This is a genomic window from Mycobacterium paraffinicum (assembly GCF_001907675.1).
GTDB lineage: Bacteria > Actinomycetota > Actinomycetes > Mycobacteriales > Mycobacteriaceae > Mycobacterium > Mycobacterium paraffinicum_A.
Map to the genome: position 1 here is coordinate 160,073 of NZ_MPNT01000002.1, position 20,856 is coordinate 180,928.

A 20,856-nucleotide genomic window follows, 5' to 3' on the forward strand; every position below is an offset into this window, starting at 1 on the left:
TCCACCGATCCGTCCCGGTTGTTTTACTTGCGCCAAATACGGGGACCCCCTATGAGCCAGCGCCAGGCGGAAACCGATCTGATGGGAGCCCATGATGAATACCAGCGCTATCTGGATCGTGGTCGCCGTCGTCGCGGCAGTACTGGTGGTCGCCGCGCTGCTGGCGGTCAGCAGGACGAGGAGCCGGCGCCGGCAACGGCACGCGGAGGAGATTCGCGAACAGGCCAAGCTGGAGACGGCGAAGGTCGAACGCCGCGAAGCCCTCGCGCAGGAGACGGCCGCCAAAGCCCGCGCCGCCCAGGCCGAGGCGGAGGCCAAAGCGGCCGAGGCCGCCCGCCTGCAGGAACGGGCGGCCAACCATCAAAGCGAGGTCGCGGCATCGCGCGAACAACTGCACGAGCAGCTTCAGCGCGCCGACGAGCTGCACCCGGCCGGCGACGCGAAGCCGGCCGGCGAACACGACGATCCCGACACTTCCGCGGCGACGCACGGCCCCAGGACCGACGTCGAGGCCACGCGTCAGGAAACGTATCGCGGGACGCCCTAGAGCCAGGTGTCTTGAGTGGTGGCGGTGAGAAACGCCTCCAGGTCGTCGCGCCACTGCGCCGGCGTCGTCTTGTCCGGTTCGATCCCGGTGTACTCCCCGCGATAGAACAGCAGGGGGCGCGGCTTGATCTTGGGCGCCTCCGACAACGACTGCACCGCGCCGAACACCACGAAATGGTCGCCACCGTCGTGCACGGATGCCACCGTGCAGTCGATGTAGGCCAGCGAACCGTCGATGATCGGCGAGCCGAGTTCGGAGGCGTGCCAGTCGATTCCGGCGAACTTGTCCGGCTCCTTCGAGCCGAAGCGCGCGGAAACGTGCTTCTGCTTCTCGGTCAACACGTTGACGCAGAACCGGCCGCTGGCCTCGATGGCCTGCCAGGATCGCGACACCTTGGTCGGGCAGAACAACACCAGCGGCGGGTCCAGCGACAGGGCGGCGAAAGACTGGCAGGCGAAGCCGACCGGGACCTCGTCGTGCACCGTGGTGATGATCGTGATGCCGGTGCAGAACTGGCCCAGCACCTGCCGGAAGGCCCGGGGATCGATCGGCGCCGACATGACTACCCGCGGGCGCCGACCGTGAAGTCGTGGCCCCACAAACTCACGGCGGTGCTTTCCCGGGCGACCCAGTCGTCGTCCTCGACTTGCCTTCCCTCACAACCGAATTCGACGTCGAACCCACCGGGTGTCTTCATGTAGAAGGACAGCATCAGGTCGTTGACGTGCCGGCCCAGGGTGGCCGACATCGGCACCTTGCGGCGCAGCGCCCGGTCCAGGCACAAGCCCACGTCGTCGGCGTTCTCGACCTCCATCATCAGGTGCACGATGCCACTCGGCGTCGGCAGCGGCAGGAAGGCCAGGCTGTGGTGACGCGGGTTGCAGCCGAAGAACCGCAGCCACGCGGGCGCGCCGTCCGCGGGCCGGCCCACCACTTGCGGCGGCATCCGCATCGAGTCGCGCAGCTTGAAGCCGAGCACGTCCCGGTAGAAGTGCAACGCCTCGTCGTCGTCGCGGGTGGACAACACCACGTGTCCCAGACCCTGCTCACCGGTGACGAACTTGTGCCCGTACGGGCTGACCACGCGCCGGTGCTCCAGCGCGACGCCGTGGAACACCTCCAGGCAGTTGCCGGACGGGTCGGAGAACCGGATCATCTCGGCCACCCGGCGGTCCGCCAGTTCGGCGGCGGTGGCCTCCTTGTAGGGCACGCCCTCGACGTCGAGCCGGTTTCGGATCTCTTGCAGCCCTTCGGCGTTGGCGCATTCCCAGCCGGCCTCCATGAGGTGGTCCCGCTCGCCGGGCACGATCACCAGCCGCGCCGGGAAATCGTCCATGCGCAGGTATAGCGCGCCCTCGGTGTTGCCTTTGCCCTCGACCATGCCGAGCACCTTCAGGCCGTAGTCACGCCAGGCCGCCATGTCGGTGGCCTCGATGCGCAGATAGCCCAGCGAACGGATGCTCATCACGCGCCTCCCAGGAAATCAACGGTCAACTTGTTGAACTCGTCGAACTTCTCCACCTGCGCCCAGTGCCCACATTGCCCGAAGACGTGGAGCTGCGCACGCGGAATGGTCTTCAGCGCGACCAGCGCGCCGTCCAGCGGGTTGACCCGGTCCTCGCGACCCCAGATCAACAACACGGGCTGGCGCAGCCGGTGCACCTCGCGCCACATCATGCCGAGCTCGAAGTCGGCCCCCGCGAAGGACATTCCCATCGCCCGGGTCGCGGTCAGCGATTCCGGCGTGCTGGCCAGCGCGAACCGCTCGTCGATCAGCTCGGGCGTGATCAGCTTCTGGTCGTAGACCATGACCCGCAGGAACGACTCGAGGTTTTCCCGGGTGGGTTCGACGGAGAACTTCCCCAGCCGCTTGACGCCCTCGGTCGGATCGGGGGCGAACAGGTTGATGCTCAGCCCGCCCGGCCCCATCAACACCAGCCGGCCGGCCCGGTCCGGGTAGTCGAGGGCGAACCGGACCGCGGTGCCCCCGCCCAGCGAATTGCCCACCAGGGGAACGCGTCCCAGGCCGAGTTGATCGAAAAGCCCCTTGAGCGCCCGCGCGGCGTAGTGATTGAACTGCCCGTGTTCGGCGCGCTTGTCCGAAAGCCCATAGCCGGGCTGATCGACGGCCAGCACATGAAATCGCCGCGCCAGCACCGGGATGTTGCGCGAGAAGTTCGTCCAGCTCGCCGCGCCGGGACCCCCGCCGTGCAGCAGCACCACGGTCTGGTCGTTGCCGACCCCGGCCTCGTGATAGTGCAGCTTCAGCGGCCCGTCGACGTCGACTTCGGCGAAGCGCGAGGTTGACTCGAACGTCAACTCCCCCGTTGTGGCCGTCATTCAGCGCCGCTCCTCTCCCCCGCAAGCGGGTGGGGCCCCCGCGGAGTTGGGGAGTGCCCCCGCATCGCTCCCTGGCTCTGCATCGTCGCCGGCGAGCACGGCTAGACCATCGTGTCGCCCGGCGGCAACCCGAACTCGTTGTTCCCGAAGATCTGGTACGCCCGCTCGGGGTCGTTGGCCGCGTGCACCCGGCCGGCGTGCGCGTCACGCCAGAAGCGTTGCACCGGTTGGTCGTTGCCCAGCGCGGTGGCACCCGAGGCCTCGAACAGCCGGTCGATGGATGCGATCGCCCGCCCGGTCGCGCGGACCTGGTCGCGACGGGCGCGGGCGCGCAGCTCGAACGGGATCTCCTTGCCGGCGGACAGCAACGCGTACTCGTCGGCGACGTTGCCGCTCAACTGGCGCCACGCGGCGTCGATGTCGCTGGCCGCCTCGGCGATGCGCACCTTGGCGAACGGGTCGTCCTTGGCCTTCTCCCCGGCGAACGCCGCGCGCACCCGCTTGCCCTGGTGCTCCACGTGCGCGTCGTACGCGCCGTAGGCCATGCCGACGATCGGCGCGGAGATGGTGGTGGGATGCATTGTGCCCCATGGCATTTTGTAGACGGGGGCGGTGTTGGTCTGGTACCCGCCGGCGGTGCCGTCGTTCATCGCCTTGTAGGACAGGAACCGGTGCCGGGGCACGAAGACGTCCTTGACCACCACGGTGTTGCTGCCGGTGCCGCGCAGGCCGACGACATGCCACACGTCGTCGATGCGGTACTCGCTGCGCGGGATCAAGAAGCTGCCGAAGTCGACCGGGCGGCCGTCCTTGATCACCGGGCCGCCCAGGAACGCCCACGTGGCGTGGTCACACCCCGACGACCAGTTCCAGGAACCGTTGACCAGATAACCGCCATCGGTCACCACGCCGGCGCCCATCGGCGCGTATGACGACGAGACACGCACGTTCGGGTCGTCGCCCCACACTTCCTCCTGCGCCTGCTGGTCGAACAGCGCCAGATGCCAGTTGTGCACCCCGATGATCGAGCTCACCCAGCCGGTGGACCCGCACGCGCTGGCCAGCCGCCGCACCGCCTCGTAGAACAGGGCCGGATCGCATTGCAGGCCGCCCCACTGCTCGGGCTGAAGCAGGGTAAAGAACCCGACGTCCTGCAGTTGCTGAACGGTCTCGTCGGGCAGCCGCCGCAAATCCTCCGTTGCCTGCGCACGCTCCCGAATCTGCGGCAGCAGATCGTCGATGCCGGCCAACACCGACTGCGCGTCACGTTGTTTAATGGACGTCACTTAAGTTTGCCTCCTGAGAGTGCGGGCTTACACCAGAGACTAGAACACGTTCCGATTTGTGTCGAGCAGGGTATTCCTGCGGCTGGTAGCGATACGAATCCGCTTTTCTGTAACATGTTCTAGTTGTAACGAAAGGGAGGATGGGGTCTTGGCCGAGGCCAACCTCGACGAGCCGCTCGGTGACCACGTACTGGAACTGCAGATCGCCAAGGTCGTCGCCGAAACCGACGACGCGCGGTCTCTGGTGTTCGCCGTACCCGACGAGCCCGGCGATCCCGCCGTCCCGCCCGAGCGGCTGCGCTACGCACCCGGCCAGTTCTTGACGTTGCGCGTTCCCAGCGAGCGCACCGGGTCGGTCGCGCGCTGCTATTCGCTGTGCAGCTCGCCATTCACCGACGACGCGCTGACCGTCACGGTCAAGCGGACCGCGGACGGCTACGCGTCCAACTGGCTGTGCGAGCACGCGCGGGAGGGCATGCGGATCCACGTGCTGGCCCCGTCGGGCAACTTCGTGCCGAAAACGCTCGACGACGACTTCCTGTTGATGGCCGCGGGCAGCGGGATCACCCCCATCATGTCGATCGCCAAGTCGGCCCTCGCCGAGGGCAGCGGCCAGGTGACCCTGCTCTACGCCAACCGCGACGAAAGGTCGGTGATCTTCGCCGACGCGCTGCGCGAACTGTCCGCCAAGTACCCCGACCGGCTCACCGTGCTGCACTGGCTGGAATCGCTGCAGGGGATGCCGAGCGTGGCCGCTCTGGCGAGGCTCGCCTCCCCGTATACCGGCCGGCCGGTGTACATCTGCGGGCCCGGACCCTTCATGGACGCGGCACGCGAGGCGCTGGAATCGCTGAAAGTGCCTGCGGCGCAGGTGCATATCGAGGTGTTCAAGTCGCTGGACTCTGACCCGTTCGCGGCGGTGAAGATCGACGACACCGCCCCGGGCGACTCGCCGCCGGCCACCGCGGTGGTGCAGCTCGACGGCGAAACCCACACCGTGTCGTGGCCGCGCAACGCCAAGTTGCTCGACGTCCTGCTGGCCAAGGGCCTCGACGCGCCGTTCTCCTGCCGCGAGGGCCACTGCGGCGCCTGCGCGTGCACCCTGCGCAGCGGGAAGGTGAACATGGAGGTCAACGATGTGCTCGAGCAGCAGGACCTCGACGACGGCCTGATCCTGGCCTGTCAATCTCACCCGGAATCTGATTCGGTAGAAGTCACCTACGACGAATAGTCGCGGGGTTGGGTTCACCTTGAGGGTTGGCGAACCGAAAGGGGAGCAACATGAAGCGACTGATCACCGGGTGTGCGGTCATCGGATCGGCATTGACGTTCCTGGCCGCCCCGGTCGCGGGAGCGGCCAGCAACACCGCCACCACGTTGTTCCCGCTCGACGGGCCCAACCAGCTCGAGACGCGCACCATCCTGAACTGCTTCAAGGCCGACGGCCACTGCGACTTCACGGCCGGGGCGGACATGCTGACGCCCGACGGGGTGACCGGCTTCCCGAACGGCCTCTGGGCCCGACAGACCACCGAGATCCGCTCGTCGAACCGGCTGGCCTACCTGGACGCGCATGCCAACGGTGAGCACGAGCGGGTGATGAAGTCGATGGGCTCCGACGAGATCACCACCGTCTACTTCGGCGAGGGCCCGCCGGAGAAGTACCAGACGACCGGGCGCATCGACTCCACCGACTGGCAGACCGGTCAGCCCAAGACCGACAACAACGTCATCGTCTGCACCCACATCCAGGTGGTCTATCCCGGGGTCAACATCACCTCGCCCAGCACCTGCGCGGTCACCACGTTCTCCTGAGCTTCTCATCGCGCCGAGCCGGTAAATTCGCAGACAAAGTGCGAGTAAGGGGCTGCGGAACTACAGGCTCGATGAACGGCCATCCGCGGTCATCCCGCCAACGGGGCTTGGGCCGCTCCTTCGAGCCGCCAACCTCGAGCGATGAGCGCCCGCCTGACCTGCGCGATGATGTCCTGTGGCTTGTCCTCGGCGATCACCCGAATAACGACCCAGCCGATGTCCGCAAGCTTTCGTAGCCGCCACTGGTCCTTGACGTATTGACGCCGATCGCTGCGGTGATGGTCACCGTCATACTCGACGGCCACGCCGAACTCCGGCCAGCCCATGTCGAGCATGGCCACAGGCCGGTACCCGTCGACCACCGGTACCTGGGTGATCACGGTGGGCAAGCCGGCATCGTTGAGCAGAAGCCTCAGCCAGGTCTCCTTCGGCGACGCGGCACCGCCGTCGACAAGGGGCAGGACCGAGCGCAGCCGGCGCAACCCGCGAGCAGCGGGATATCGCTCGGCGAGCAGCAGCACATCGTTCGTGGAGTACGGCGTCGCGCGCATCAATGCGTCGAGACGGGCGACCGCCTGCCCGTGGGGCAGATACCGGCCCAGGTCGTACGCCGTTCGCACGGCGGTGGTCACCGGTAACCCTGCGATACAAGCGGTCTCGTCGTCGGCCAGCGACTGCTCGCGCGCGACCACTCCGCGCGGCGGCCGCGTATTTGACCAGACCAACTCGATGGGGACGTCGTCGTCAACCCACCGAGCACCGTGCAAGGCCGAAGCCGCGACGCCCGCTATCGTCGCCCTGCGCCGGGACCACAACCAGGCACCTTCGGTCCTGTCCCGCAGCCAAAGTTGTTGCCGCTTCGGGGCATACACGCCCGGGTAGATCGGCGCATACCAACGTCGCAGTTCATGGCGCGTCACCACTCCGCGCGCCACGGCTTCGCTACCGATCAACACCCCGCCCATGGGCCGAATGGTGGCCCAGGGCACCGACAACTCGGCGAGCCGGTAAATCTGCAGACAAAGTGCGAGTAAGGGACTGCAAAATTACAGGCTCGACGAAAGCCCGTCAGGCTCGGCGAAAGGCGGTCAGGCTCGACGAGAGCCCCTAGCGCGGCAGGCCGAGGAGCCGCTCGGCGGCCACGGTGAGCAGGATCTGCTCGGTGCCACCGGCGATGGTGAGGCAGCGGGTGTTGAGGAAGTCGTACACCGCGTGGTTGCGGACCAGCCCGCCGCCCTCGGAGACGTCCATCATGTACTCGGCCAGCGCCTGCCGGTAGCGCACGCCGATGAGCTTGCGAACGCTGGACTGCGCCCCCGGGTCCTGCCCACCGACGGCGAGCTGGGCGATCCGCTGGTCCAGCAGCGCGCCGGTCTGGGCGATGGCGATCAACCGGCCCAGCCGGTCCTGTTGCGCGGCGTCCAGGTCGAGCTCGCCCAGCACCTTGAGCAGCTCCTCCATCGGGTTGCCCAGCGCGGTGCCGGTGGCCATCGCGACCCGCTCGTTGGCCAGCGTGGTCCTGGCCAGCCGCCAGCCGTCGTTCACCGCGCCGACCACCAGCTCGTCGGGCACGAACACGTTGTCCAAAAAGACCTCGTTGAACAGCGAGTCACCGGTGATCTCGCGCAGTGGGCGGATCTCGATGCCGGGCGAGCGCATGTCCACCAGGAAGTAGGTGATGCCCTTGTGCTTCGGGGCGTCGGGGTCGGTGCGCGCCAGGCACACGCCCCACCGGGCCTTGTGGGCCGCCGACGTCCACACCTTCTGCCCGGTGAGCAGCCAGCCGCCGTCACCACGCACGGCCTTGGTGCGCAGCGACGCCAGGTCGGAGCCGGCTCCCGGCTCGGAAAACAGCTGGCACCAAAGGAATTCACCGCGCAGCGTGCCCGGCACGAAGCGCTCGATCTGCTCCGGTGTGCCGTGCTCGAGGATGGTCGGCGCCGCCCACCAACCGATGACCAGATCCGGGCGCACCACGCCGGCGGCCGCCAGCTCCTGATCGATCAGCAATTGTTCGGCCGGTGACGCGCCACGCCCGTGCGGCGCCGGCCAGTGCGGCGCCTGCAGCCCGGCCTCGGCGAGCGCCGCCTGCCGCTTCTCTTCGGGCAGCGCGGCGATGTCGGCGACGGCCGCGGCGATCTCCGCGCGCTGGCCCTCGACGCCGGTGAGGTCGATCCCGAGGCGGCGCCGCACCCCGCCCTGGGTCAGTTCCGTGACGCGGCGCAACCAGCGTTCTGCGCCGCCGAGGAACCGGCCGATGGCGTGCGCCCGTCGCAGATACAGGTGCGCGTCGTGCTCCCAGGTGCAGCCGATGCCGCCCAGCACCTGGATGCAGTCCTTGAGGTTGGCCTTGGCGGCGGTGATGCCGATGCTCGCGGCCAGCGCGGCCGCGATGGAGAACTGGTCCGGATCGGGATCCGCCGCGGCGCGGGCGGCGTCGGCGGCGGCCACCTCGGTCTGCTCGGCGCGGCACAGCATCTCCGCGCATAGATGCTTGACGGCCTGGAAGCTGCCGATCGGCTTGCCGAATTGCTCCCGGACCTTGGCGTAGTCGACCGCGGTGTCCAGCGCCCATCGGGTCAGGCCGGCCGCCTCTGCGGACAGCACGGTGGCCGCCAGTTCGTCGACGCGCCCGCGCGACTCCGAGACGACGGCGGCCGGCGCCGACATCAGCACCACCCTGGCCAACGGGCGGGAGAAGTCGGTCGCCTCCAGCGGCTCGACCCGCACGCCGTCGCTCTCGGTGTCGACGAGGAGCCACTTCCCGTCGGCCGGCACGAGCACCACACCGCCCTCGGCCGCGCCCAGTGCGAGCGGCAGGGTGCCGGAGGCCCGCTCGCCGTCGAACCGGGCGTCGCCTTCCAGGGCCAGCCCGGCGAAGCGTTCGCCGGCGGCCAGTGCCGCCAACAGTTCGGGATCGGTGACGACGAGCGTCGCCAGCGCGGTGGTCGCGACCGGGCCGGGAACCAGCGCCTTGGCCGCCTCCTCGACCATGGCGCACAGGTCCTCCACGCTGCCGTCGGCGCCGCCGTGGTCCTCGGCGATCGCGACGCCGAAGATTCCGAGTTCGGCAAGCCGGGCGAAGACGGGGCGCCACGCGTCCGCGTCCCCGCGCTCGACCTCGCGGATCGCCGTCGTCCCGCCCGGCCCCGACGTCGAATTACGGGCCCAGTCGCGCACCAGGGCACGCGCCGCGAACTGCTCGTCTGTGACGGTCGCTACCACCCTCGGGACCTCCGCGTCCTTTGACTCGCCGTGACTCGGGGCCTACGACCCCTAGCTCTCGATTCTCCTGCTCGGCTCGGCTCGCTGCGCAACCGGCCTCGTCGCTGACTAGAACGTGTTCTAATAGTGCCAGCGATCGACCGTCAAGTCGAACGCCATCACAGCAGCACACGCGGCTGTCCCGGCGGTACGGAGGTGGGAAATTCACACTCAGCATGCGTATCGTTTGCAAGCGAGCCGCCAGGAACAGGAGCAAACCGTCACATGCCAGCCAGCGCCAACTCGAGGCCCAACGCGAGCCGCGCTTCCGACTCGCAGCCGCGCGAGGTGATGAACGTGGCGGTATTGGCGGAATCCGAACTGGGCTCCGAAGCACAGCGCGAACGCCGCAAGCGAATCCTGGACGCCACCATGGCGATCGCGTCGAAGGGCGGCTACGAGGCGGTCCAGATGCGCGCCGTCGCCGACCGCGCCGATGTGGCGGTGGGCACGCTGTACCGGTATTTCCCGTCGAAGGTGCACTTGCTGGTATCGGCGCTGGGCCGGGAGTTCAGCCGCATCGACGCCAAGACCGACCGGTCGTCGGTCGCCGGCGGTACGCCGTTTCAGCGGTTGAACTTCATGGTCGGCAAGCTCAACCGCGCGATGCAGCGCAATCCGCTGCTCACCGAGGCGATGACGCGCGCCTACGTGTTCGCGGACGCGTCGGCGGCCAGCGAGGTCGACCAGGTCGAGAAGCTGATCGACTCCATGTTCGCCCGCGCGATGGCCGACGGCGAACCGACCGAGGATCAGTACCACATCGCCCGGGTGATCTCCGACGTGTGGCTGTCCAACCTGCTCGCCTGGCTCACGAGGCGAGCCTCGGCGACCGACGTCAGCAAGCGGCTGGATCTGGCCGTGCGGTTGCTGATCGGGGATCAGAACGGCGGCTAGGCCGGCGGACCGGCGGTGCGGCCGCGGATCAGCTCGGTGTCCAGGATCTCGACGACCGGTAGGCCCGAGCGCGGCGGACGCAACAACAACTCCCCCGCCCGGCGGCCCTTCTGCAAGCTCGGCTGCGCCACCGTGGTCAACCCCCGGCCGATCGCATCGGGCACGCCGTCGAAACCGGTGACGGTCATCTGGCCTGGCACGTAAATGCCATGTGCGCGAAGGTAATCCATGGCCGACAAGGCCAGGATGTCCGCCGTGCACATCAACGCGGTGATGCGGGGATTGGCCTCGAGGGCCGCTTTGGCGGCGGTCCCCCCGGACTCCGGCAGGTGTTCGTAGCTCTCCACCACGGTCAGCGCAGCGGGGTCGAGTCCGGCGGCCGACATCGCCTCCCAGACGCCGATGATGCGTTCGCGTTGCACGTCGAACGCCGGCGACCGCAGCCGCTCGGCGTCCACCAGCCCCTGCCGGCGGTCCCGGCCCAGCCGCATGGTCAGCAGCCCGATCTCGCGGTGCCCGAGCCCGAGCACGTAGTCGGCCAGTTCACGCATCGCCGCCCGGTCGTCGATCCCCACCCGGGACACACCGGAGAGGTCCTTCGGCTGGTCGACGACCACGACCGGCAACCGGCGCTGCAGGACGACTTGTAGGTACGGGTCCTCGTCGCACACCGAATACACCACGAAGCCGTCCACGCCGGCGCCGAGCACCGAGCCCGTCCCGTCCTCCATGCTGCGGCCCGGCCCGACGGCCACCAGCAGCAGGCCCTGCCCCAGCTCTTCGCAGGACTGCGCGACACCTGCGACGAAGTCCCGCGCCGCCGGGTCGCTGAAGAAGTAGGTCAGCGGCTCGGCCATCACCAGGCCGACCGCGCCGGCCTTGCGGGTGCGCAGCGAGCGCGCCACCGGGTCGGGACCCGCGTACCCCAGCCGCTTGGCGGTCGCGAGCACGCGTTCGCGTAGGTCGGCGGAGAGTTGGTCCGGCCGGTTGAAGGCGTTCGAGATCGTGGTGCGCGAAACCTTCAGTTCGTCCGCCAGCGATGCCAGAGTCGCACGCCGGCGTGGGGGTACGCCCCCAGAGGGGGGTGCCCCCTCCCGCTTGCGGGGGAGTGCGGGACTCACAGTCGGTGACGCTACAGCGAATTCGCATGCGGGCCTAAGCGGCTTCCACTCGTCACTTGGTAATGGAAACGATTTTCATTAGTATTGTGGGTCGGCCGACCGGCCGGCGAGAGGACATCGGACGCACGCATGGCGCTGACGCGGGGACTAATCGCGGTGGCCCGCGCGCGGCACTGGCTGCCGGCCTTGCTGGTCCTGCTGGCCGCCGGCACGGGCTGCGGCGGCCCGGCGCACCCGCGGGCGGCCGCGGTCGTGGCCTCCACCGGGGTCTGGGGCAGCGTGGCGAGCGCGATCACCGGCGGCCACCTCGCGATCAAGTCCGTCCTGACGGGGTCCGACACAGACCCGCACTCCTACCAAGCCAGCCCCGCGGACGCCGCGGCCATCGCCGACGCCAGCCTGGTCGTGTACAACGGCGGCGGTTACGACCCCTGGGTGGACCAGGTGCTGGCCGACCACCCCGGCGTCAAAGCGATCGGCGCCTATTCGTTCCACAAGGACTCGGCGGAGCAGCCGGCCAATGAGCATGTCTTCTACGACCTCGACGTCGCCAAATCGGTCGCCTTCGCGATCGCCGACCGGGTCGCCGGCATCGACCCCGCCCACGCCACCGACTACCGAGCCAACGCCGCCGGGTTCTGCCGCGGGGCCGACGCGATCGCCATCTCAGAACACGCCATCGCCAGCGCCTTCCCCGGCACCGGGGTCATCGCAACCGAACCCGTCGGCTACTACCTGCTGGCGGCGTCCGGTCTGGTCAACCGCACGCCGGCCGCCTTCACCGCGGCCAACGAGAACGGGACGGACCCCTCGCCCGCCGACATGGCCGTCGTCCTCGACCTGATCGACCACCATCAGGTGTCGGCGGTGTTGGTCAACCCGCAGACGTCGACCCCCGCGATCAACGGCGTGCGGGAGGCCGCGCGACGCGCGGGCGTGCCGGTGACGGAAGTGAGCGAGACGCTGCCCGACGGCACGGATTACCTGACGTGGCAGCGCAACACGGTCAACCAGCTGCTGATCGCGCTGCAGTCGCGCCGGTCAGTGCAGCCGTGAGCCTCGACGCGGTCCGCGCCGTCGACCGCCGACCGGATACCGTCTCGCTGCGCGGCGCGCGGCTGGCGTTCGGCGACCGGGTGCTGTGGGACCACCTCGACCTATCGGTGTCGCCGGGCGAATTCATCGCCGTCCTAGGCCCCAACGGCAGCGGCAAGACGTCGTTGCTGAAGGTGCTGCTGGGGCAGCTGCCGCTGTCCGCCGGCGCCGCATTGGTGGACGGACAGCCGACGCGCTCCGGCAGCGGACGCATCGGCTACGTGCCGCAACACCGGCCGATGGACCACGACGTGATGCTTCGAGGACGCGACCTGGTTCGGCTGGGCGTCGACGGGCACCGCTGGGGCGGCATTCCGCTGAGATCCGCCGACCGCGCCCGCCGCCGCGCGATGGTCGCCGAGGCCCTGCGGCAGGTCAACGCCGAACACCTGGCGGACGTCCGGGTGGGTGTGATGTCCGGCGGCGAGCTGCAACGGATCCGCGTCGCGCAGGCGCTGGTCAGCGACCCCATGTTGCTGCTGTGCGACGAGCCGCTGCTGGCCCTGGACCCGGCGAACGCCAAACTGGTGTCCGCGCTCATCGACCGCCGCCGCCGGGATGCCGCGACCGCCGTCATCGTCGTCACGCATGACCTCAACGCGATCCTGCCGTACGTGGACCGGCTGGTTTATCTGGTCGACGGACGGTTCCGGATCGGCACCGTCGACGAGGTGATGACCACCGAGACGCTCTCGACGCTGTACCGGGCCGACATTGCGGTAGTGAAGGTCAAAGACCGCTACGTGGTGGTCGGCGAGACGACCGACCGGGTCCACCAGTGAATCACCGGCTCACCGGCGTGCTGGCCCACCTGCTCGACTTCGACGTCACCGCCCACCTCCTGCGCCACGACTTCGTCCAGCAGGCGCTGCTCGCCGCCGCGCTGCTGGGCTTGGTGGCCGGGCTTATCGGGCCGTTCATCGTGATGCGGCAGATGTCGTTCGCGGTGCACGGCTCCAGCGAACTATCGTTGACCGGAGCGGCTTTCGCGCTGCTGGTCGGCGCCGAGGTGGGGGTGGGCGCGCTGGTCGGCAGCGCCTTGGCGGCCGCGCTGTTCGGCGTGCTGGGCCGGCGGGCCCGCGAACGCGACTCGGTCATCGGCGTGGTGCTGGCCTTCGGGCTGGGCTTGGCGGTGCTGTTCATCTACCTCTACCCGGGCCGGACCGCGACCAGCTTCGCGTTGCTCACCGGACAGATCGTCGGCGTCGGCTACACCGGGCTGGGCATGCTGGCGCTGGTGTGCCTGCTCGTCATGGCCGTCATCGCGACGTGCTACCGCCCGCTGTTGTTCGCCACCGTCGACCCCGACGTCGCCGCGGCCCGCGGGGTGCCGGTCCGGGCGCTGGGCATCGTGTTCGCCGCCCTGGTCGGCGTGGTGGCCGCGCAGGCCGTGCAGATCGTCGGGGCGCTGCTGGTGATGTCGTTGCTGATCACGCCGGCGGCGGCGGCCGCCCGGGTGGTGGCCTCGCCGGCGGCGGCGATCATGACCTCGGTCGTCTTCGCCGAGGTCTCCGCCGTCGGCGGCATCGTGCTATCGCTGGCGCCCGGCGTCCCGGTGTCCGTCTTCGTCGCGGGGATTTCCTTCCTGATCTACCTGGTCTGCTGGATGCTGGGGCGCCGACACGAGTTCGCCGCCTAAGCTGGTCGGCACAGACGGGCCCGCGTCCGAAAGGCTCTGGTGCGTAGGCAATTCGCGATCGCCGTGCAGGCGGCGGTGTGCGCCCTCACGCCCGGCTGCACCACCGTCGTCGGCGGAAGCCCCGCGCCCGCGGACACGCGCGGGCCGCTGTCACAGGCCCCGGTGGCCGTCACCGCCCTGGACGCGCTGTTGCTCGACGACAGGAAGGTCAACGACATCCTGGGTGCGGGAATGCGGGTCCGGTACCGCACGCAGGACATGTGGGACTCCAGCCAGACGTTCAGCGAGAGGAGCTGCCTGGCCATGGCCGGGCCCGCGCAGCAGGCCGTATATGCGGACACCGGCTGGACCGCGGTGCGCGGCGAGCGACTGGACGACAGCTACGACGACCCCAACGTGCGCAACGACTCCGTCAACCAGGCCGTGATCGCCTACCCCACGGCCCGGCAGGCCAACGCGTTCTACGACGCGTCGGTCCGGAGGTGGTCCGCCTGCGCCAATCGCCGATTCGTCGACCATCCGCCGGGGCAGCCCGAGGTCGCGTGGGCGGTGGCCGATTCCCACAAGGTCGGCGGCACGCTCAGCACGTCCGAAGAGCAGGAAGGCAGCGAAGACGGCTGGCGGTGCCAGCGCGCGTTGACCGCGCGCAACAACATCGTCATCGATGTGGCGGCCTGCGGGTCCTTCCTGCCCGGTGCGGCCGCGGTCGACGTCGCCCAGCAGATCGCGGCCGCGATCGTCACCCGGTAGCGGCGGGAAGGCGACCGCCTCTGCGGATGGCGCTCCCATAAGCTGGGCGGGTGGCCCGTATCGACCTCAACGCCGATCTGGGCGAGAGCTTCGGCGTCTGGCGCCTGGGTGACGACGACGCCATGCTGCGGATCGTCACCAGCGCCAACGTGGCGTGCGGGTTTCACGCCGGGGACCCCGCCGCCCTGCTACGGGTCTGCCGGTCGGCCGCCGACCGCGGCGTCCGCATCGGCGCGCAGGTGAGCTATCGCGACCTGGCCGGGTTCGGCAGGCGCTTCATCGACGTCGCCGCCGAGGACCTGATCGCCGACGTGGTGTACCAGATCGGCGCGCTGCAGGCGATCGCCGGCGCGGCCGGCTCCGCGGTGTCCTACGTCAAACCCCATGGCGCGCTGTACAACACGATTGTGACCAACCACGACCAGGCGGGCGCGGTCGCCGAGGCGGTGCGGATGGTGGACCCCGCGCTACCCGTCCTGGGCATGGCGGGTTCGGCGTTCTTCGACGAGGCCTCGCAGCGCGGGCTGCGCACGGTGGCCGAGGCGTTCGCCGACCGCGCCTACCGGGCGGACGGCCAGCTGGTGTCCCGCCGCGAACCCGGCGCGGTGCTGGGAGACCCGGCGGCGATCGCCGACCGCGTGGTGGGCATGGTGACGTCGGGCCGCGTCACCGCCGTCGACGGCACACCGATCACCGTGGCGGTGGAATCGGTTTGTGTGCACGGTGATTCGCCCGGCGCGGTGCAGATCGCCACGGCCGTGCGCGACGGGCTTACGGCCGCCGACGTCCAGATCGCGGCGTTCAGCTGATGCGGCTCAAGCTCGGTCGGCCCGACATCGCGCGGTACGCGGATCGGTTCGACGCGCCCGCCGCCGAAGCCGGGTCCCTATCGGCGATGTGGATGGGCGTCGCGACGCTGCTGATCGACGACGGCTCGTCGGCGCTGCTGACCGACGGCTACTTCTCCCGGCCGAGCCTGGCGCGGGTGGCCGCGGGCAAGGTCGCACCTTCGCCGGCCCGGGTCGACGGCTGCCTGGCGCGGGCCAAGGTGTCCGCGCTCGACGCGGTCGTCCCGGTGCACACCCACATCGACCACGCGCTGGATTCCGCGCTCGTCGCCGACCGCACCGGCGCGCGACTGGTGGGCGGACGGTCGGCCGCCAATGTCGGGCGTGGCTACGGACTGCCCGATGACCGTCTCGTGATCGCCGCCAGCGGCGAGCCAATCACGTTGGGCGCCTACGACGTGACGCTGGTGGAATCCCACCATTGCCCGCCGGACCGGTTCCCCGGCACGATCGACGCGCCACTGACCCCGCCGGTCAGGGCGTCCGCCTACCGCTGCGGCGAGTCCTGGTCGACGCTGGTCCACCACCGTCGGACGGACCGGCGGCTGTTGATCCAGGGCAGCGCCGGATTCGTCAAGGGTGCGCTGGCCGGTCACCGCGCCGACGCCGCCTACCTGTCCGTCGGGCAGCTGGGACTACAGCCGAGGTCATACCTGACCGACTACTGGACCGAGACCGTGCGCGCGGTGGGGGCGCGCCGCGTGATCATGATTCACTGGGACGATTTCTTCCGGCCGCTGTCAAAGCCGCTGCGGGCCTTGCCCTACGCCGGCGACGACCTGGACTCCTCCATCCGGATCCTCGACGAGTTGGCCGCACAGGACGGTGTCGCGCTGCACCTGCCGACGGTCTGGCGACGCGAAAACCCCTGGGCCTGAAACGGTTTTAATACATTGACTTTGACCCTTGCGCTGGTGCTGCTCGCTGCCGTCCTGGCCTTCGCGGTCGTGCGCCCGCGGGGCTTGCCGGAGGCGGTGGCGGCGGTTCCCGCGGCCCTGGTCCTGATCGCGGTCGGTGCGATATCGGTGCATCAGGCGGTCGACGAGGTGACCGGGCTTTCCGGGGTGGTCGGGTTCCTGGGCGCGGTGCTGGTGCTCGCCAAGCTGTGCGACGACGAGGGCCTGTTCGAGGCGGCGGGTGCGGCGATCACGCGCGGCAGCGTCGGGTCGGGGGGCCTGCTGCGCCGGGTGTTCGTCATCGCCTCGTTGATCACCGCCGTGCTGAGCCTGGACACCGCGGTGGTGTTACTGACCCCGGTGGTGCTGGCCGCCGTCCGTCGGCTGCGGACCCCGGTGCGCCCGTACGCCTACGCCACCGCGCACCTGGCTAACGGCGCCTCCCTGCTGCTGCCGGTGTCCAATCTGACCAACCTGCTTGCGTTTCACACCGCCAACCTTTCGTTCATTCGGTTCACCGTGTTGATGGCGTTGCCATGGGTCAGCGTGGTGGTCACGTTGTATGCGGTATTCCGCTGGTTCTTCGCCGGCGATCTGCGCGTGCAGCCCCATCCGGAGCAACCGGGGCCGGCGCCTCGGCCGCCGGTGCTCGTGCTGGTGGTCGTGGGGCTCACGCTGGCCGGCTTCGCCGTGGCGCAGTCCGTCGGCGTGGACCCGGCCTGGGTGGCTTTCGCCGGCGCGGCGGCGCTGGCGGTGCGCAGCCTGAGCCGTCGGCATACTTCGGTGATCGACATCGCGCGGTCGGCCCACGTGTCGTTCCTGGTGTTCGTGCTCGCGCTGGGTGTGGTCGTGCGGGCGGTCATGGTCAACGGCATGGACAAGGCGATGTCGGCGGTGCTGCCGTCCGGCTCGACGTTGCCCGCATTGCTGGCCATCGCGGCGGTGGCCGCCGTGCTGGCCAACGTGGTGAACAACCTGCCCGCGACCCTGGTGCTGCTGCCCCTGGTGGCGCCGAGCGGACCGGTCGCCATTCTGGCCGTCCTGCTCGGTGTCAACATCGGGCCGAACCTGACCTACGTCGGTTCGCTGTCGAACCTGTTGTGGCGGCGGGTGCTTCGCCAGCACGACGTCGACGCCGGTGTCGGCGAATACACCCGCCTCGGGGTGTGTACCGTGCCGGTGTCCCTGGTGCTCGCCGTGCTCGCACTGTGGGCGTCGGCGCGGGTGTTCGGCGCCTAGCCGATCGCCTCCCGGAATTCCACTCCCTGCTGCAGCGCCTGCGCGGCTTCGGCGATGTCCACAACCGGATAGATCTGGTAGTCCAGGATCGTGGCGAATTGGCTTGTGGTCTCGACCAAATCGGCCGGGTTGTCGGATTCCACCACCGCGAATCCGCCGCCACCGTCGATGCGACCGACGAACTGGTGATACGTCGTGGTCTGCGGTTGCGACCACTTCGAGTAGGCAGCCAAGCCGCGTCGCAGGCTCTCGTCGTTCTCGGCTGCCGTGCCGTTCAGGCGGTATGTCCACGCTACTACGTACTTCATCGCGCTCTCCTTTGCTAGTCGGGATCGCAACGGTATGGCCGATTTCCGCTGTGCGCACGAGTAGTCGCCTACTCGAATGCCGCGGTGCGTCAGTCGGACCCCGGTCCCGATCGGATGATCGACGCGAGTTCCTCGCGGGACTGGGCGCCCACCCGCTGACAGGCCCGGTAGACGTGGCCCTCCACGGTGCGCACCGACATCACCAGCTTCTCGGCGATCTGGCGGTTCGACAGACCGGCCACGACGAGCTCGATGACGTCGCGCTGGCGACCCGAGAGTTTGAGACCCGCCGGAGTCCGCAACGCCGGCGTGCACAAGCCGCCACACTCCTCGGCCAGTTCGCCGGCCAAGGCCGACGCATAAAGCCCGCGCTTGTGCTGCTGTCCTTCGATGAACGCGACGGAGGCCTGCGCGGCCGCGTCGGCGGCCGCGGCCCGGTCTCCAATCGCCCGGTAGGCCGCCGAAACCGCAAGGAGGCCTTCCCCGTTGCTGGCCCGCAGGGCCTCGGCGTGTGAAGCGATGGCATCGGCCAGCGGCAGCGCCAGCGCGTCGGCCAGGGCGCGGGCCCGCGCCGCGCCCGAGGCGTCGCCCCACTGCGCCGCGGCCTGTATGCAGGCCAGTTCATGGGCCGGCTGGCCGCGGTCGCGGGCGGCTCGCGCGGCCGCCTGCGCCGTCGCCACGGCCTCGCCCAGCCGACCGCTTGCCGCCAGCGCCCACCCATCGGCCAACGACAGGCCGGTATGCATGAACAAGTAGTCCGCCGGCACGCAGGACCGCGCCCCAGCGACCGCGTCGTTCGCATCCGTCGCGTGCCCGAGCTTGCCGTGCGCCTCGGCGAGCGCGAAATAGCTCGCCGGGCGCAAACCGCTTGTGGTCGCGTGTATCTGCGCCCCGGCAAGCGCTTCGTGCACCAACCGGACCGCGTCGGCCACGGCCCCGCGGGCCAGGGCGGCGTTCCCAAGCAGCAGGGCCAGGTTCGCGTAGGCCAGGCCGGGGATGTCGCGCGCCGAGTCGGCTACTTCGGTTGCGAGGCTGACGAATTCGTCGATGCGGCCCGTCAGTCGACAAGCCCGGCCGTACACCGCGCCGAACCAGAACCGCATGTGCGACGCCTCGAACGACGTCGTCGCGCGGCGCAGCGCCTGCTCGGCCACGGTTGCCAGGCAGTCGACCCGCCCCAACGCCCCCATGGCCATGATCAACGCCAGCGACGCCATCATCGCGTGGAACTCCGGCAGCTCGCCCGAATCCAGTGCGACCCTTGCCTTTTCGGCGGCGACCTCGCAACGCGCGGCCACCGCATCCAGGCACGCCTGCACCGCCAGCCGCTCGGCACGCTGGACCGGTGTCTCATCGCCCGCGGCCAGATCGTCGAGAATCGCCGCGGCCTCGGCCGGCCTGCCGAGCATCCAGACCAGGTTGGCCGCCCGCAGGGTCGCCCAGTAATGGCGATCCGGCGGATCACTTTCGGTGATCGCGCGCAACGCCTCTTCGGCCTGCTCGCCGCGGCCGAGCAGCATCAGGTTCATCGCCCGCACCCCGGCCGCCCCCGGCGCCCCAGCCTGCGCCGCGGCGTTGGCGAGCCGGTCGGCCAACTCCAGATCCAGCAGTGTCATCGCGTGCCGCGCCGATTCCAGATACAAGTCGGGTTGCGGGTCCAGATCCGACTCGAGGTTCAGCAACGCCCGTCGCACCGTGGCCTGCATGTCGGCGTCGCCGTCCTGCGCCAACCGGGTCGCCAAGCGGCCCCGTACCTTCGACAAGTACATCTCGCCTGCTCCCGCGCGGCGAAGCTCACCGAACAGCGGGTGCGCGAGCCTTGCCGTCAACCCGCCGGCGGTGCGTTCGACGTTCACCAGGCCCATGGCTTCGGCCGCCACTAACTCCTCACGAGAAACCAAGTCGCACAACAAATCAACCGGCAGCGGCTCACACTGCGACAGCGTGTCGACCACGAGCGCCAGCGGCGGGGTCAGCCGACCAAGCTGGCGTCCCACCGTGTCGGACAAGCTGGCCGAGACCGCGACGTCGCCGTCCCACATCCACACCCCGGCCACTTGCCGCACCCGCCCGGCCGCCATCTGGTCGCTCAGCAGCTGCCGAAGAAACAGCGTGTTCCCACCGGTGAGCCGCCGGAACCGGTCCGCACAGCGCGCATCGACCGGGCCGCCCAGCGTGCGCTCGATCACCTCACGCGTCGCCGCGGCCGAAAGCGGCTCCAAGTCCAGGCGATCGAGCAGACCGTCCTTCCACAGCGCCGTCACCGCATCCGGCTCTTCACTGCCCGAGCGCACCGTGACCACCAGTCGGGCCCCGCCGGACTGCGCCAGCTGGTGAATCACGAGCGCGGACAACCCATCCAGCAGGTGCGCGTCGTCGACTCCCACCACCACGCGGCCGCGACGTTGTCGCGCCACAAACGACTCGATCACGCGTCGGACGTTGGTCAGCGGATCCGACATGCCCTCGCCCAGCAGACCGATGAACGCACCGAGGGGCAACGGCCGGGCCGATTGCGTGCCGACGATCCACTGGATGCGTTCGCCCGACGCCCCGGCGCGCCGCAGCGCTTCACGGGCCAACCGGGTTTTGCCCACCCCCGCGGCGCCCGCGATCAACACCCCGGAGAGCTGGCCAGCGCCGCTCAGGGCGCGGCGAATGGTTGCCAACTCGCCGTCGCGCCCAATCAGCTGGTCGCCGCTGATCACGCGGCGACTATAGCCGCGCGGCGGCACCGTGCGGGCCGGATTGCCACCGTTTCGCGTGCGCGTTGACCGGCCGGTGTCCAGCGCGCGTCCCCAACTGGCGTAC

At 69.6% G+C, this 20,856-nt stretch carries 20 protein-coding genes; 11 read left to right on the forward strand and 9 right to left on the reverse strand.

Going from position 1 to position 20,856, the window contains the following annotated elements; genetic code table 11:
- Positions 1-94 precede the first annotated feature (94 nt).
- Entirely contained in the window at positions 95-547 is a 453-nt protein-coding gene (locus BRW65_RS03440; RefSeq protein WP_244167974.1) for a hypothetical protein, read from the forward strand.
- Here BRW65_RS03440 and hsaB read toward each other — a convergent pair.
- From hsaB to hsaA, 4 genes are all read right to left on the reverse strand, one after another.
- Positions 544-1,107, reverse strand: a complete 564-nt coding sequence (gene hsaB / locus BRW65_RS03445; RefSeq protein ID WP_073871324.1) for a 3-hydroxy-9,10-secoandrosta-1,3,5(10)-triene-9,17-dione monooxygenase reductase subunit — start codon at positions 1,105-1,107, stop codon at positions 544-546. The two genes, BRW65_RS03440 and hsaB, sit on opposite strands and share 4 nt — an antisense overlap.
- 2 nt (positions 1,108-1,109) lie before the next feature.
- Positions 1,110-2,012 carry an iron-dependent extradiol dioxygenase HsaC gene (gene hsaC, locus BRW65_RS03450; protein ID WP_073871326.1) on the reverse strand — a complete coding sequence of 301 codons (903 nt, stop codon included), beginning with the start codon at positions 2,010-2,012 and terminating at the stop codon, positions 1,110-1,112.
- Positions 2,012-2,887: a 4,5:9,10-diseco-3-hydroxy-5,9,17-trioxoandrosta-1(10),2-diene-4-oate hydrolase gene (hsaD, locus tag BRW65_RS03455; RefSeq protein WP_073871328.1), complete on the reverse strand. Its 876-nt coding sequence runs from the start codon at positions 2,885-2,887 to the stop codon at positions 2,012-2,014. Before hsaD ends, hsaC begins: the two co-directional genes overlap by 1 nt.
- A 101-nt stretch (positions 2,888-2,988) precedes the next feature.
- The gene (hsaA, locus tag BRW65_RS03460; RefSeq protein WP_073871330.1) at positions 2,989-4,173 is read right to left on the reverse strand and encodes a 3-hydroxy-9,10-secoandrosta-1,3,5(10)-triene-9,17-dione monooxygenase oxygenase subunit; all 1,185 of its coding nucleotides are present in this window, start codon (positions 4,171-4,173) and stop codon (positions 2,989-2,991) included.
- Between the two features lie 148 nt (positions 4,174-4,321).
- On the opposite strand from hsaA, the gene BRW65_RS03465 reads away from it, so the two are divergent.
- On the forward strand, positions 4,322-5,404 hold the full coding sequence (locus tag BRW65_RS03465) for a ferredoxin--NADP reductase (protein WP_073871332.1): 1,083 nt from the start codon (positions 4,322-4,324) through the stop codon (positions 5,402-5,404).
- 50 nt (positions 5,405-5,454) lie between these two features.
- Positions 5,455-5,988, forward strand: a complete 534-nt coding sequence (locus tag BRW65_RS03470) for a hypothetical protein (protein WP_073871334.1) — start codon at positions 5,455-5,457, stop codon at positions 5,986-5,988.
- A gap of 89 nt (positions 5,989-6,077) precedes the next feature.
- Here the strand turns inward: BRW65_RS03470 and BRW65_RS03475 are convergent, their stop codons facing one another.
- Entirely contained in the window at positions 6,078-6,953 is an 876-nt protein-coding gene (locus BRW65_RS03475) for an endonuclease domain-containing protein (RefSeq protein WP_073871336.1), read from the reverse strand.
- 142 nt (positions 6,954-7,095) lie between these two features.
- Positions 7,096-9,213: an acyl-CoA dehydrogenase gene (locus BRW65_RS03480; protein WP_073871340.1), complete on the reverse strand. Its 2,118-nt coding sequence runs from the start codon at positions 9,211-9,213 to the stop codon at positions 7,096-7,098.
- A gap of 336 nt (positions 9,214-9,549) precedes the next feature.
- Here BRW65_RS03480 and kstR point away from each other — a divergent pair, with 336 nt between their 5' ends.
- Positions 9,550-10,149, forward strand: coding sequence for a cholesterol catabolism transcriptional regulator KstR (kstR, locus tag BRW65_RS03485; RefSeq protein WP_040621610.1), 600 nt, complete (start codon positions 9,550-9,552; stop codon positions 10,147-10,149).
- Here kstR and BRW65_RS03490 read toward each other — a convergent pair.
- Complete coding sequence (locus tag BRW65_RS03490; RefSeq protein WP_139272839.1) at positions 10,146-11,270, reverse strand: LacI family DNA-binding transcriptional regulator; 1,125 nt, start codon at positions 11,268-11,270, stop codon at positions 10,146-10,148. The genes kstR and BRW65_RS03490 overlap by 4 nt on opposite strands.
- A 129-nt stretch (positions 11,271-11,399) precedes the next feature.
- On the opposite strand from BRW65_RS03490, the gene BRW65_RS03495 reads away from it, so the two are divergent.
- The 7 genes from BRW65_RS03495 to BRW65_RS03525 are packed head-to-tail and all read left to right on the forward strand — an operon-like array spanning position 11,400 to position 17,737.
- The gene (locus BRW65_RS03495; protein WP_073871345.1) at positions 11,400-12,326 is read left to right on the forward strand and encodes a metal ABC transporter solute-binding protein, Zn/Mn family; all 927 of its coding nucleotides are present in this window, start codon (positions 11,400-11,402) and stop codon (positions 12,324-12,326) included.
- Positions 12,323-13,147 (forward strand): metal ABC transporter ATP-binding protein, encoded by an 825-nt coding sequence (locus BRW65_RS03500; protein WP_073871347.1) that lies wholly within the window; start codon positions 12,323-12,325, stop codon positions 13,145-13,147. The genes BRW65_RS03495 and BRW65_RS03500 overlap by 4 nt, the downstream gene beginning before the upstream one ends.
- A complete protein-coding gene (locus BRW65_RS03505; RefSeq protein ID WP_073871349.1) occupies positions 13,144-14,004 on the forward strand; it encodes a metal ABC transporter permease in 861 nt (286 codons plus the stop codon). Before BRW65_RS03500 ends, BRW65_RS03505 begins: the two co-directional genes overlap by 4 nt.
- A 36-nt stretch (positions 14,005-14,040) precedes the next feature.
- Positions 14,041-14,754, forward strand: coding sequence for a sensor domain-containing protein (locus BRW65_RS03510; RefSeq protein ID WP_073871351.1), 714 nt, complete (start codon positions 14,041-14,043; stop codon positions 14,752-14,754).
- Positions 14,755-14,804: 50 nt separating this feature from the next.
- Positions 14,805-15,563: a LamB/YcsF family protein gene (locus BRW65_RS03515; protein WP_073871353.1), complete on the forward strand. Its 759-nt coding sequence runs from the start codon at positions 14,805-14,807 to the stop codon at positions 15,561-15,563.
- Positions 15,563-16,480, forward strand: coding sequence for an MBL fold metallo-hydrolase (locus tag BRW65_RS03520; RefSeq protein WP_073871355.1), 918 nt, complete (start codon positions 15,563-15,565; stop codon positions 16,478-16,480). Before BRW65_RS03515 ends, BRW65_RS03520 begins: the two co-directional genes overlap by 1 nt.
- Before the next feature lie 15 nt (positions 16,481-16,495).
- Positions 16,496-17,737 (forward strand): SLC13 family permease, encoded by a 1,242-nt coding sequence (locus BRW65_RS03525; protein ID WP_073871357.1) that lies wholly within the window; start codon positions 16,496-16,498, stop codon positions 17,735-17,737.
- On the opposite strand, the gene BRW65_RS03530 is transcribed toward BRW65_RS03525, so the two are convergent.
- Positions 17,734-18,045, reverse strand: a complete 312-nt coding sequence (locus tag BRW65_RS03530) for a DUF3303 domain-containing protein (protein ID WP_067279019.1) — start codon at positions 18,043-18,045, stop codon at positions 17,734-17,736. The genes BRW65_RS03525 and BRW65_RS03530 overlap by 4 nt on opposite strands.
- Before the next feature lie 89 nt (positions 18,046-18,134).
- Positions 18,135-20,753: a LuxR C-terminal-related transcriptional regulator gene (locus tag BRW65_RS03535; protein WP_073871359.1), complete on the reverse strand. Its 2,619-nt coding sequence runs from the start codon at positions 20,751-20,753 to the stop codon at positions 18,135-18,137.
- Positions 20,754-20,856 lie beyond the last annotated feature (103 nt).